The organism is Pseudomonas salomonii (assembly GCF_900107155.1).
Classification (GTDB): domain Bacteria; phylum Pseudomonadota; class Gammaproteobacteria; order Pseudomonadales; family Pseudomonadaceae; genus Aquipseudomonas; species Aquipseudomonas salomonii.
In genome coordinates this window covers 109032-122362 of sequence record NZ_FNOX01000002.1, presented here as the reverse complement: position 1 = coordinate 122362, position 13331 = coordinate 109032, and the positions used below count along the sequence as shown (strand labels likewise).

At 62.0% G+C, this 13331-nt stretch carries 12 protein-coding genes; 7 read left to right on the top strand and 5 right to left on the bottom strand.

All coding sequences use genetic code 11. From position 1 onward, the window contains the following. Positions 1-2: 2 nt before the first annotated feature. The 5 genes from BLV67_RS04630 (at position 3) to BLV67_RS04615 (ending at position 5332) form a co-directional block, all read left to right on the top strand. Positions 3-1625: an ArnT family glycosyltransferase gene (locus tag BLV67_RS04630; protein WP_069787500.1), complete on the top strand. Its 1623-nt coding sequence runs from the start codon at positions 3-5 to the stop codon at positions 1623-1625. A 231-nt stretch (positions 1626-1856) separates the two neighbouring features. Next, positions 1857-2081, top strand: a complete 225-nt coding sequence (locus BLV67_RS32265; protein ID WP_341865566.1) for a type VI secretion system contractile sheath small subunit — start codon at positions 1857-1859, stop codon at positions 2079-2081. A 161-nt stretch (positions 2082-2242) separates the two neighbouring features. After that, complete coding sequence (locus tag BLV67_RS04625) at positions 2243-2956, top strand: HPP family protein (protein ID WP_069787499.1); 714 nt, start codon at positions 2243-2245, stop codon at positions 2954-2956. 117 nt (positions 2957-3073) lie between these two features. Then, positions 3074-4177, top strand: a complete 1104-nt coding sequence (locus BLV67_RS04620) for an enoyl-CoA hydratase/isomerase family protein (RefSeq protein ID WP_065930015.1) — start codon at positions 3074-3076, stop codon at positions 4175-4177. Between the two features lie 3 nt (positions 4178-4180). Further along, the gene (locus tag BLV67_RS04615; RefSeq protein WP_069787498.1) at positions 4181-5332 is read left to right on the top strand and encodes an acyl-CoA dehydrogenase family protein; all 1152 of its coding nucleotides are present in this window, start codon (positions 4181-4183) and stop codon (positions 5330-5332) included. 139 nt (positions 5333-5471) lie between these two features. Here the strand turns inward: BLV67_RS04615 and BLV67_RS04610 are convergent, their stop codons facing one another. Genes BLV67_RS04610 through BLV67_RS04590 form a run of 5 tightly spaced genes read right to left on the bottom strand, consistent with a single transcriptional unit; the run spans position 5472 to position 11025 of the window. Continuing rightward, the gene (locus BLV67_RS04610; protein WP_065930014.1) at positions 5472-6245 is read right to left on the bottom strand and encodes an enoyl-CoA hydratase; all 774 of its coding nucleotides are present in this window, start codon (positions 6243-6245) and stop codon (positions 5472-5474) included. A 10-nt stretch (positions 6246-6255) separates the two neighbouring features. After that, positions 6256-7383 carry an acyl-CoA dehydrogenase gene (locus BLV67_RS04605; RefSeq protein ID WP_069787497.1) on the bottom strand — a complete coding sequence of 376 codons (1128 nt, stop codon included), beginning with the start codon at positions 7381-7383 and terminating at the stop codon, positions 6256-6258. Positions 7384-7392: 9 nt separating this feature from the next. Then, on the bottom strand, positions 7393-8577 hold the full coding sequence (locus BLV67_RS04600) for an acetyl-CoA C-acyltransferase (RefSeq protein WP_065930012.1): 1185 nt from the start codon (positions 8575-8577) through the stop codon (positions 7393-7395). 12 nt (positions 8578-8589) lie between these two features. Further along, positions 8590-9357 carry an SDR family NAD(P)-dependent oxidoreductase gene (locus BLV67_RS04595; protein ID WP_069787496.1) on the bottom strand — a complete coding sequence of 256 codons (768 nt, stop codon included), beginning with the start codon at positions 9355-9357 and terminating at the stop codon, positions 8590-8592. A gap of 21 nt (positions 9358-9378) precedes the next feature. Further along, positions 9379-11025: an AMP-binding protein gene (locus tag BLV67_RS04590; RefSeq protein WP_069787495.1), complete on the bottom strand. Its 1647-nt coding sequence runs from the start codon at positions 11023-11025 to the stop codon at positions 9379-9381. Between the two features lie 226 nt (positions 11026-11251). Between BLV67_RS04590 and BLV67_RS04585 the strand changes: the two genes are divergently transcribed. Beyond that, positions 11252-12145, top strand: a complete 894-nt coding sequence (locus BLV67_RS04585) for a bestrophin family protein (protein WP_069787494.1) — start codon at positions 11252-11254, stop codon at positions 12143-12145. Between the two features lie 78 nt (positions 12146-12223). Beyond that, positions 12224-13282 carry a HEAT repeat domain-containing protein gene (locus BLV67_RS04580; protein WP_069787493.1) on the top strand — a complete coding sequence of 353 codons (1059 nt, stop codon included), beginning with the start codon at positions 12224-12226 and terminating at the stop codon, positions 13280-13282. The last annotated feature ends 49 nt before the right edge of the window (positions 13283-13331 follow it).

Sequence of the window (13331 nt, the reverse complement as noted above, 5' to 3'; positions counted from 1 at the left end):
ACGTGAACAAAGCTCAACCGCCGCTGCTTACAGCAACGCTGCGCAACCAGTCGCTGGGGCTTGGGCTCCTGGCGCTGGTGCTGTTTATTGTCGGCAACTGGCACCAGGCAATCATCGGCTTTGACTCGCGCTTTGTGGTGTTTGCCCAGGAAATGCTGCGCCATGGGCCAAGTTTTTTCCCCACCACCTATGGCCAGCCTTACGCTGACTACCTGGCGACCTCGACCCTGCTGACCTGGCTGTTGTCCTTGCCGTTCGGCGAGGTCAGCAGCCTGACGGCGTGGCTGCCCACGTCCATCGCTTCGGCGCTGATCGTGGTGCTGGTGTATCGTCTCACGGCGCCCTACTCCACGCGCTGGGGCCTGCTCAGCATCGCGATGTTGCTGCTCAGCAGCACCTTTATCAGTGAAACCCGCGCGGTGTCGCTGGACCAGATGCTCGCGGCCATCGCCTTGACGGTGTTCTACCTGGGCTATGCCCATGACCACTTCGGGGCGGCCAAACGCTTGCATTGGCTGTTCTTGCTGCTGATCCTGGGCTTTGCGGTGCGTGGGCCAATCGGCCTGGTGATCCCCACCGGCGTGCTGTGCAGCTACTACCTGATCAACCGCCAATGGCGCCAACTGTTCACCTTCGGCTTTATCGCCCTGGCCGTGCTGGCGGCGTGTGTCGGCCTGTTGCTGCTGTTGGCCAAGCTCAGTGGTGGCGAGGACTTCATGCAGGACGTGATCCGCATGCAGTTCCTGGGTCGCATGGACGGCACCGAAGGTTCCAGCGGCGTTTTGTATTACTTCACCAGTTCCATGGGCAACTACGCGCTGGCCTATCCGATGGCGTTGCTGGTGCTGCTGGCAGTCGCCATCGGCGGTCGCCGGGCACCCGACCCGGCACTGAAACTGGTGCTGTATTGCGCCGCAGCGGGTTTGCTGGTGATGCTCGGCCTGTCGGTCCCTCAGGCCAAGAAGGCACGTTACATCCTGCCGATGCTGCCCATGGCGGCGATTATTGCGGCCTATCCGTTCCAGGTCAGCCAAGGGCGGTTGTTCGCCTGGCTGCGCGGCTTGATGCTGGGCATCTGGACGCTGCTGCCGGCGCTGCTGGTGATCGGGCTGGTGGTGGCGCGCAAGCGTTACCCGGCGCAGTTGGACAACCTCGGGCTGATCTTCGGAGCACTGGGTGTGCTTCAAGTCGTGGCCTTGCTGTCACTGCTCAAGGTGCGTCTACGCCCGCTGGGGCCTGCACTCGCGGCGGTGCTGGCGCTGTGGTCGACCTACATTGTGGTGGTCGAACCGCTGGAACGCACACTCTACGACACCCGTACCTTCAGCCTCGGCGTCAAAGAACAGATCATGCAGCAACCGGCGCCGGTGGTTCTGCACGGATTAGGCAAAGATGCAAAAGCCATCAAGTTCATGGTCAACTTCAACTGCGATAAGGTGCCGCTGTTTACCCAGTCGGCCGCCGACCTGGCGCCGCTGCAAGGCCCGGCGTGGCTGGTGATGAGTGCTCAGGACTTCGAAAAACTGCAGGATCCGCGCTTGCGTTCGATCACGCCGACGCTCACCGGGGAATTCGACAAAGACCCGTATGTGTTGCTCCACCTGGAGAAAGTCAGCGCGCCGTAATCACGCTGACAGCGGTCTGACGGAAACGGCGCCCACTCCTTCGAGAGTGGGCGTTTTTCGTTATAACCGCCCGGAAAGCGCCTACACAGCTATGCGTAAACGCTGGCGCACTTTGCCTTCCGATGCCCGGAACCCAAATGTAGACTCCTTTTTCATGTGCGTTAACTATCTACTACCGGGCGCAGTCAGCCTTCCACGCACACCGACCTGCTTGATCAAAAGGGCAATGCCGTGCCAGAAGACCTGTTGCTTATCCCTGCGCCGAGGCTGGATCGATTGATGGCGTTGCGCGACGCCTTGGTGGCATTGAAGGGGCCGCTGGCCGACGACCCTGCACTGCAGGAGAACCTGCAAAGACAGCTGTTCAATGAGGAGACGGACAGTCGTGTACTCGGGCGCATCTGCACGCCACTGCCGCAACCGACGCATCGCATCATCTATAACGAGGGCAACTAACTGCATAATTTTTGCATTTAACCTTCATTAATATGCATTGGCGCCAGGGCAGCAAGCTCGGCACACTGCACAGGTTCCCCCAACTGTTGGAACGTTCAAAGGGCTTATCCGGGCAACCAGGCGAGCCTTTTTTTTCGCCTGCTGCTTTATGGATCGTGTCGATGCTCGCTCGCTGGTTACCCGCTGCAATCAATACCCGCCCCGCCGAATGGAGCCGCGCCGCGATTGGCATGGCCTTGGGCACGCTATTAAGCGTCTGGGTGTGTGCCCAGGTATTCGGTATGGAAGTCGCCTTGCACCTGCTCGGGCCGCTCGGTGCATCGGCGGTGTTGCTGTTTGCCGTGTCGTCCGGTGCGCTGGCTCAGCCGTGGTCGATTATCGGCAGCTACTTGTGCGCCGCCGTTGTGGCCTTGCTGGTGGCACGGGTACTTGGCCGCACATTGGGCAGCGCTTGCCTGGCGGCGGGCATGACCGTGGTCTTGATTTGCTGGCTGCGCTGCCTGCACCCGCCCGCCGGTGGCCTGGCGATGACGCTGGTACTCGCAGATCCGGCCTCCATTGCTCTGGGTTGGCAGGAAGTAGGCCCAGTGATGCTCGGTGCGGGCGCGCTGCTGGTCTGTGCACTGGCCTATAACAACCTGACACGTACGCGTTACCCCAAAGGTGCAGTCGAGCCGCCTGCCATCGTGCTGGGCAACACCGCGCCGATGACCGACGCTGCCATCACGGCAGCCGATCTGAAGCTCGCTCTGGCCGACATGGAGCAGTTCTTTGATGTGGAGCCGACCGAGCTGGAGCAATTGATCCACGCAGCAGAAGGCCATGCCCGGCGCCGTAGCATCGGCGAAGTGCTCGGCAGCCGCAGCGCTGCATAAATGCAAAAACGACCTGCATGATTCCGGGTTGTACTGGGCAAATTTGCACTGGTACGATCGCGAGATGGTTCGTACGCGAACATCTTGATAAAGAACAATAAAAGCAGGGAGTTAGTGATGACTGCTCAGGTTTCATCCGAAGCAAGCCAGGCCGTAATTCTTCAAGACGAGGTACTGGCTGAAGTCCGCAACCATATCGGCCACCTCACCCTTAACCGCCCCGCCGGTTTGAATGCCATCACCCTGGACATGGTCCGCAGTCTGACCACGCAGTTGCAGACCTGGGCGGATGACCCGCAGGTGTATGCCGTGGTGCTGCGCGGTGCCGGTGAAAAGGCGTTCTGCGCCGGTGGCGATATTCGCTCCCTCTACGACAGCTTCAAGCAGGGCGACAGCCTGCACCAGGATTTCTTCGTCGAGGAATACGCCCTCGACCTGGCGATTCACCATTACCGCAAACCCGTGCTGGCACTGATGGACGGGTTTGTTCTCGGCGGCGGCATGGGCCTGGTGCAAGGCGCCGACTTGCGTGTGGTGACCGAGCGCAGCCGCCTGGCGATGCCGGAAGTGGCCATCGGTTATTTCCCGGACGTGGGCGGCAGCTATTTCCTCTCGCGCATCCCTGGCGAGCTGGGGGTTTACCTTGGCGTCACCGGCGTGCAGATTCGCGCCGCCGATGCGCTGTATTGCGGGCTGGCCGACTGGTGTATCGACAGCGCCAAACTCGCCGAACTCGACCAGAAGCTCGACCGCTTGCAATGGCAGGATTCGCCGCTCAAGGACCTGCAAGGCGTACTGGCCAAGCTTGCGGTTCAACAATTACCCGACGCCCCACTGGCCGCGCTGCGCCCGGCGATCGACCACTTCTTCGCGTTGCCGGATGTGCCGAGCATGGTCGAGCAACTGCAGCAAGTCACCGTTGCCGACAGCCACGAATGGGCGCTTACCACCGCCAGCCTGATGCAGACCCGATCGCCGCTGGCGATGGCCGTGACCCTGCAGATGCTGCGCCGTGGCCGACGCTTATCGCTGGAGCAGTGCTTCGCGTTGGAGTTGCACCTGGATCGCCAGTGGTTTGAACGCGGCGACCTGATCGAAGGGGTTCGCGCGCTGATCATCGACAAGGACAAAACCCCGCACTGGAACCCCGCGACGGTCCATGAACTGGACGCCAGCCATGTCGAGAGCTTCTTCAGAAACTTCACGCAGAGCGAGAAATAAGCCATGCAAGATATTGAATACACTGAAGAACAAGTGATGATTCGCGACATGGCCCGCGACTTTGCCCGTGGCGAAATCGCCCCGCATGCGCAAGCCTGGGAAAAAGCCGGCTGGATCGATGACGCCCTGGTCGCGAAGATGGGCGAACTCGGGCTGCTGGGCATGGTGGTGCCTGAAGAATGGGGCGGCACCTATGTCGACTACGTGGCGTATGCCCTGGCCGTCGAGGAGATTTCCGCCGGTGATGGCGCCACCGGCGCACTCATGAGTATCCATAATTCAGTCGGTTGCGGGCCAATCCTCAACTACGGCACCGATGCGCAAAAACACACCTGGCTGGCCGAACTGGCCAGCGGCCAGGCCATTGGCTGCTTCTGCCTCACCGAGCCCCAGGCCGGGTCCGAAGCCCATAACCTGCGCACCCGCGCCGAATTGCGCGATGGCCAGTGGGTAATCACTGGCGCCAAGCAGTTTGTCAGCAACGGCAAACGCGCCAAGTTGGCCATTGTGTTTGCGGTGACGGACACGGAGTTGGGCAAGAAAGGTATCTCGGCCTTCCTGGTGCCCACCGACACGCCGGGCTTTGTGGTCGACCGTACCGAACACAAGATGGGCATTCGCGCTTCGGACACCTGCGCCGTCACGCTCAACCAATGCACAGTAGCCGAAGCCAACCTGTTGGGTGAACGCGGTAAAGGGCTGGCCATCGCCCTGTCCAACCTCGAAGGCGGGCGTATCGGCATCGCCGCGCAAGCGTTGGGCATCGCCCGTGCGGCGTTTGAGGCGGCGCTGGCGTACGCGCGTGATCGGGTGCAATTCAACAAGGCGATTATCGAGCACCAAAGCATTGCCAACCTGCTGGCCGACATGCAGACCCAACTCAATGCCGCCCGCCTGCTGATCCTGCACGCCGCACGCCTGCGCAGTGCCGGCAAGCCGTGCCTGTCGGAAGCCTCCCAGGCCAAGCTGTTCGCCTCGGAGATGGCTGAAAAGGTCTGCTCCTCGGCGATGCAGATTCATGGCGGGTATGGGTACCTTGAGGATTACCCGGTGGAGCGTTACTACCGGGATGCGCGGATTACGCAGATTTACGAAGGCACCAGCGAGATTCAGCGGATGGTGATTGCCAGGGAGCTGAAGAACTACCAGCTCTGACTGCCAGTTGCTCGTTCCCACGCTCTGCGTGGGAATGCATCCGGTGACGCTCCGCGTCACGCCTCAAGAGCTGACGCAGAGCGTCAAGGGCGGCATTCCCACGCAGAGCGTGGGAACGAACATCTTCAGGGTTTTCGGGTTACTGGTCCTTGAACTCAGGCGCGCGCTTGGCCACAAATGCCGCCATGCCTTCCTTCTGGTCCTGGGTGGCAAACGCGGCATGGAACACCCGCCGCTCAAAGCGCACGCCTTCAGACAAGCTCACCTCAAACGCACGGTTCACGCTTTCCTTGACCATCATGCTGATCGGCACGGACTTGCCGGCAATCAAGGCCGCGGTTTTCAGCGCCTCTTCAAGCAGATCATCGGCCGGCACGATACGCGCCACAATCCCGCAACGCTCAGCTTCGACGGCGTCGATAAAGCGCCCGGTCAGGCACATTTCCATGGCCTTGGCCTTGCCCACGGCGCGGGTCAGGCGCTGGGTGCCGCCCATGCCCGGGAGTACGCCGAGGTTGATTTCCGGCTGGCCGAATTTGGCGCCGTCACCGGCCAGGATAAAGTCGCACATCAAGGCCAGTTCACAACCGCCGCCCAGGGCGAAGCCGTTGACGGCAGCAATGATCGGCTTACGGCGGTTGGCCACGCGGTCGCTGTCGCTGAACAGGTCGTCGAGGTAGATCTGCGGGTAGGTCAGCTCGGCCATCTCTTTGATGTCGGCGCCGGCGGCGAAGGCTTTTTTCGAGCCGGTCAGCACGATGCAGCCGATCTGCGGGTCGGCTTCCAGGCCGTCCAGCGCCTGGTTCAACTCGCTGACCAGCTGCGCGTTCAAGGCGTTCAGGGCTTGCGGGCGATTAAGGGTAATCAGCCCGACGCGGCCCTGGACTTCAAGCAAAAGGGTTTCGTAACTCATTATCGGCTCCTTAAAGGTTGCGTGAGATGACCATGCGTTGAATATCGCTGGTGCCTTCGTAAATCTGGCAGACCCGCACATCGCGGTAGATCCGCTCCAGTGGGAAGTCGCTCAGGTAACCGTAACCGCCCAGGGTTTGCAAGGCGGCCGAGCAGACTTTCTCGGCCATTTCCGAAGCAAACAGCTTGGCCATCGACGCTTCGACCAAGGCCGGCTTGCCGCTGTCACGCAGGGCCGCGGCGTAATGCACCATTTGCCGGGCCACCGCGATTTGGGTCGCCATGTCGGCCAACCGGAAGGCCACGGCCTGGTGTTCGATCAACGCCTTGCCAAAACTTTCGCGCTCGCGGGCATAGTCACGGGCGGCTTCGAAGGCGGCGCGGGCCATGCCCACCGATTGTGAGGCGATACCGACGCGGCCGCCTTCGAGGTTGGCCAGGGCGATCCTGTAGCCTTCGCCCTCCTCGCCCAAACGGTTGGCGAGCGGCACTTTTACGTCTTCGAAGAGGATCTGGCAGGTGTCGGACGCATGTTGGCCGAGTTTGTCTTCCACTCTCGCTACCGTGTAGCCCGGCGAGTCGGTGGGCACGATGAACGCGCTGATGCCGCGCTTGCCAGCGGCCGGGTCGGTGACCGCAAACACAATCACGATCCCGGCGTTCTGCCCGGAAGTGATGAACTGTTTGCAGCCATTGAGCACGTAATGGTCGCCCTCAAGACGGGCGCGGGTTTTCAGGCTGCTGGCATCAGAGCCGGCCTGGGGCTCGGTCAACGCGAAGGCACCGAGCATGGCGCCGCTGGCCAGCGGCGTGAGGAACTGGTGTTTCTGCTGTTCGTTGCCGAATTTAAGGATCGGCACGCAACCCACCGAGTTGTGCACGCTCATGATGGTCGAGCACGCGCCATCGCCGGCAGCGATTTCTTCCAGGGCCATGGCGTAGGCCAGGTAGCCGGTGTCGCAACCGCCCCACTGTTCCGGCACCAGCATGCCGAAAAAGCCCAGCTCGGCCATTTCGCCGATGGCCTCCTTGGGGAAACGGTGCTCACGGTCCCACTCGGCGGCGAACGATTTCAGGCGTTCCTGGGCAAATTGCCGGGCCGCTTCGCTGATTTGCAGTTGTTCGTCATTGGGCAGCATGTTGAGTCCTTAATACAGGCATTCGACGGCCATGGCCGTGGCTTCACCGCCGCCGATGCAGATGGCGGCAACCCCACGCTTGAGGCCTTTCTGGCGCAGGGCCGAAAGCAACGTCACCAGGATACGCGCACCGGAAGCACCAATCGGATGGCCCAGGGCACAGGCGCCGCCGTGAATATTGACCTTGCTGTGGGGGATCTCAAGCTTGCTCATGGTCACCAGGCTGACCACCGCGAAGGCTTCGTTGATTTCAAACAGGTCAACGTCGCCCAGGTTCCAGCCGGTCTTGCTCATCAGCTTGCGAATCGCGCCCACGGGTGCCACCGGGAACAACCCGGGCTCATCGGCAAACGCCGCGTGCCCGTGGATCACCGCCAAGGGTTTGAGGCCACGCTGTTGTGCCTCGGACTGACGCATCAGCACCAACGCCGCCGCCCCATCGGAAATCGAGCTGGAGTTGGCCGCCGTCACCGTGCCGCCCTCGCGGAACGCCGGTTTCAGGCTGGCAATCTTGTCCAGCTTGGCCTTGGGCGGCTGTTCGTCATGCAGGATGGTCTTTTGCTCTTTGCCGACGGTGACCTGCACCGGAACGATTTCGGCGGCAAAGCTGCCGTGGGTGATGGCCTCTTGCGCGCGGGTCAGCGAGGCAATGGCGAAGGCGTCCTGGGCTTCACGGGTGAAACCGTTGTGCTCGGCGCAGTCTTCGGCAAAGGTGCCCATCAGGCGGCCCTTGTCGTAGGCGTCTTCGAGGCCGTCGAGGAACATATGGTCAAGCACCTTGCCGTGGCCCATGCGGTAGCCGCTGCGCGCGCGGTCGAGCAGGTACGGCGCGTTGGACATGCTTTCCATGCCGCCGGCGACCACCACGTCGACACTGCCGGCCAGCAGCGAATCGTGGGCGAGGATGGTCGCTTCCATGCCCGAGCCGCACATCTTGTTCAAGGTGGTGCAGCGCGTGGCCTTGTCCAGCCCGGCGCCCAAAGCGGCCTGACGCGCAGGCGCCTGGCCAAGGCCTGCGGGCAGCACGCAGCCGAACAGCACTTCGTCCACGGCATCCGGGGCAATCCCGGCCCGTTCGACGGCGGCGCGGATCGCGGCAGCGCCCAGTTGCGGCGCGGTCAGGCCTTTGAGGTCGCCCTGGAAACCGCCCATGGGCGTGCGCGCGGCGCTGACAATGACAATCGGATCGTTCATGCGGTGTTCTCCTTACTTGGCGGCCATGCGCAAGGCGCCGTCGAGACGGATCACCTCGCCGTTGAGCATGCTGTTTTCGATGATGTGGCGTACCAGCGCGGCGTATTCGCACGGTTTGCCCAAACGCGGCGGAAATGGCACGCCCGCGGCCAGTGAATCGCGCACTTCGGCGGTCATGCCGGCCATCATCGGGGTTTCGAAAATGCCCGGAGCAATGGTCATCACGCGAATGCCAAAACGCGCCAGTTCGCGGGCGGCGGGCAAGGTCAGGCTGGCGATGGCGCCTTTGGAGGCGGCATACGCCGCCTGGCCGATCTGCCCGTCAAACGCGGCCACCGAGGCGGTGTTGATGATCACGCCACGCTCACCGTCGGCATTCGCCTCGGTTTCAGCGATGGCCGCCGCCGCCAGGCGCAGCAGGTTGAAGCTGCCGATCAGGTTGACGTTGATCACCTGGGCAAAGCTGGCCAACGCGTGTGGGCCGTTCTTGCCGAGGATCTTCTCGCCACGTACCACCCCGGCGCAGTTCACCAGCCCGTGCAGGCCGCCAAAGGCTGCAACGGCGGCGTGTACGGCCGCTTCGGCGGCGGCTTCCTGGCTGATATCGGCCACAACGCTGCGGGCGTTGTCGCCCAGTTGCCTGGCTTTGGCCGCCACGGCGTCGGCGTTCAGGTCGACCAGCATCACTTTGGCACCGGCGGCAATCAGCATTTCAGCGGTGGCCGCGCCGAGGCCCGAAGCACCGCCGCTGACCAGGAATACCTTGTTTTCAATCTGCATCATTGTTTCCTTAAAAGTGGATCAGGCGATGGCCTGTGCCTTCGCAATTTCCTGATTACGCAAAATAAAGCGTTGCAGCTTGCCGCTCGGGGTCTTGGGCAAGTCGCTGACAAATTCGATTTCCCGTGGGTAGGCGTGGGCCGCCAGGCGCTTGCGCACGTGCAAACGCAGCTCTTCGGCCAGCTCCGGCGTGGCGCGGTACTGTTCATTGAGCACCACAAAGGCTTTGACCAGTTCGGTGCGCTCCGGGCAGGGTTTGCCGACGACGGCGGCTTCGACCACGGCCGGGTGTTCGACCAGTGCGCTTTCGACGTCGAATGGCCCTACGCGGTAGCCGGACGTGGTGATCACATCATCACTGCGCCCGACAAAGCTGATGCTGCCGTCCGGGTTCAGCTCCACGGTGTCGCCACTGAGGTAATACTTGCCGACAAATGCCTTGGTCTTTACCCCGTCGTAGCCGGCGAACCAGCACATCGGCGACTGTTCACGGTCAATGGCGAGGATGCCCGGCTGGCCCGCCGGCAGTTCCTGGTACTCATCATCGAGCACCACAATGCGGTGGCCCGGTGAGGCAAAGCCCGCCGAACCGACGTGCACGGGATGCGCCAGGCCATGGTGGTTGCACAGCACCATGCCCAGTTCGGTCTGGCCGTAATGGTCATGGATGGTCACGCCCAGGTTGTCGGCAAACCAGCGGATCACTTCCGGGTTCAGCGGTTCGCCGGCGCTGCTGACGATACGCAGCTTGCCCTTGATTGAGCGCGCGAACTGTTCGCCGCCGGCGATCAGCAGGCGGTATGCGGTGGGCGAACCGGTGAGGTTGGTAATCCCGTATTTATTGATCACCCGGCAGGTGCTTTCCAGGGTGAACGGCCCATCGTAGAACGTAATCGGGTGGCCCATGGACAACGGCCCGGTTACGCCAAAATAGATACCGTAAGCCCAGCCCGGGTCGGCGACATTCCAAAAGGCGTCCTCGGGGCGCAAGTCCACCGCGTCGCGGGTGTAGCTCTGGAACGCGACGATGGCCTTGAGCGGCACCGACAGCGCTTTTGACGGGCCGGTGGTGCCCGAGGTGAACATCAGCAGGAACGGGTCTTCTGCGCCCAGTAACACCGGCTCGCACGTATTCGAATAATTCGGCAGCTCAGCCCAGAAGCTGTAGTCGCCGCGCACGATGCCTTCGCCCTTGTCCCCGGCCACCGTGACGATGGTCGGGCAGCCCTCGACGTCTGCCAGCTTGGGGCGGTTGACCGCATCGGTGACCACCACTGCGGCGCCGGAGCTGTTCAGCCGATGCTCGATGGCCTTGGGCCCGAAGGCGGTAAACAGTGGCTGATACACCGCGCCGATACGCCACGTGGCGAACACCACCACCAATAACTCTGCCGTGCGTGGCAGCAGCCCCGCCACCTTGTCGCCGCGTTGCACGCCTTGGGCCAGAAGGAAATTGGCAAAGCGCGCCGCCTGGTCCTGCAATTGGGTGAAGGTCACGCTGGCACTGCGCCCGTCCTTGCCTTCCCAAAACAACGCAATGCGACCCGGCAGCGCGTGGCGGTCGCAACACTCCACGCAGGCATTCAAGGCTTGCAGGTTGCCGGACAGGGCGGCGTCGACGGTGTGCTGGTAATCGAAGGCAGTGGTGGCAGCCAAATACTCACGCATGGTTCCAAATCCTTGTGTGTTTTTATTTTCAGGACATTTTCACGACGAGAATCGTGGAAATAATCGCCCTGGCGCGCGGTGGCGGCAATGGTCAAAGCCTTCAACTTGGCTGACTGGTTTGGCTAATCATTGATCCGGCCTATCAGCCGGTCAGCCGCAGTGATTGGACGCTCGGGGCGCAACCTCCTAATCTCCAGGCCTGTGCCGCCGAAGAAGCCGTGTCCCGATGATCGTCCGTCCCAAACCCAACCTCATGGGTATCCTGTTTTCCCTTAAAGGTTCGATTGCCAAGCGCATCGCCTTGCGCAGCCTGATGGTCACGTTGCTGGCGTCGGTGATCGTGCTGGTGGAGACTCTGCACCCGGCCTACTTCTCCAAGGTCAATGCCACGCCGTTTACCTTGCTGGGGTTGTCGCTGTCGATCTTCATGAGCTTTCGCAACAACGCCTGCTACGACCGTTGGTGGGAGGGCCGCAAGCAGCTGGGGCAGATGGTCATTGAGGTGCGTTCGCTGATTCGCGAAACCCAGGTGCTGGGCGACTCACCTGAACGCGCCAGCCTGCTGCGTGGGCTGTGCGGGTTTGCCCACGGCCTGGTCGCGCACCTGCGCCGTGAAGATCAAGCCCGCGTCATCACGCCGTGGATTGCTGTGGACCCGATGCATCCCAATCTTCCCGACCACGTGCTGCAACAATTGGGCGCGCGCTTTTCGCGGCTGGCCGAACAGGGCGTGATCAGTGAATGGCGCTACACCCAGCTGGAAACCCGGCTGGTCAGCCTCAGCCTGGTACAGGCCGCCTGCGAGCGGATCAAAACCACGCCGCTGCCCTTCCCGTACACCTTGCTGTTGCACCGCACCATCTACCTGTTCTGCATTTTGCTGCCGTTCGCCATGGCCGAGCCGTTGGGCTGGTTGACGCCGGTGTTCACCGCCATCGTCAGCTACACGTTCTTTGGTTTGGATGAAATCGGTGATGATCTGGAAGACCCGTTCGGTTTCGATGAAAACGATCTGCCCTGCAATGCGATAGTGCGCACCCTGGAGCGCGAGATTATCAAAGCCCTGGGCGAGATCGACCTGCCCCCTGCCCTGGAACCGGTGGATTACGTGCTGGGCTGATACGGGTTTGACACTCGTCGTGGTCTGGCCGAAGCTTGAGGCTTTGCGATTAGCTGCCCCCAGCTTTTGGACGCCTGCATGTCAAAGTCACGCCGTTACTCCATCATCGGCCTGTGCGCCCTGTTGTTGCTTGTGTTGGTCACCTGGTTTTTCTCCCGTTCCACGCCGGTGGCCGTGCCGCCGGCGATTGCCCATGGTTACGCCAAGGCATTGAAGCAGGCGCGCAACGGCGAACCCGGCGCCGCCCGTGTGCTGTATCAGCAGCTGGGTCGCCCGGACCTGTCACCTGAACGCCGCGCGGCGTTACACGCGGAACTGCCCAATTACCCAAGCCCTCAGGCGTTGAAGCTGGCGGATAAAGACCTGGCCGATGAGTCGCCGTTGGTTCGCGAAGCGGCGATTCACAGCATTGTCGGCCTGGTGCCCAGCGGCCAGCGCACCTTGCTGCTTGGCCCGGCGCTGGATGACCCAGAGCAGGAAGTTCGCTTTGCTGCCGCCAATGCCTTGCTCGGCCTGTCGCCGGATACCCTGGGCCTGTATTTCGGGCCTTTGCAGCAAGTGCTCGATGAGTTTGTGAAAAAGCTCAAGGCTGAGCCAGAAACCGCCGAGGGCTGGACTCAGCTTGCACGCTTGTACATCCACAGCGCCCTGCTGCCGGACGCACAACATGCACTCGAGCAGGCCATGCGCCTGCAGCCGGACAACCTGCAAGCCGTGGTGGCGCAGATCGAATTGCTTGATAAACAGGGCAAGACCGACGAGTCCCGCCAGTTGCTGGCGCGGCAGTTGGCAGCGCATCCGGAGTCGGCCTACCTGCAACACGCTCTGGGCATGTGGCTGTTGCACCATGGGGAGCGGCCGTACGCGTTGCTTGGCCTGTCCAAAGCCGTGGAGCTTGAGCCCGATAATCAGGATTACCGTTTCGACCTCGCCACCACCCTGCACGCCCAGGAAGAAGTGGACGCCGCCCAGCGTCAGCTGGAAGAAATCGTTCAGCGCCACCCCGCCAATCGCAAGGCGCGTGTGTTGCTGGTCAACTATTGGAAAGAAACCGGGCAGTTGCAGAATGTGCAGGTATTGCTGGCGCAGTTGGAACAACAGAACCCGGATGATCCGGCGTTGCAGCAAGGGCTTTAGCTCCCACACAAAAGCAGCGCTTTGGCACAGGTCACAAATCCACCACGAT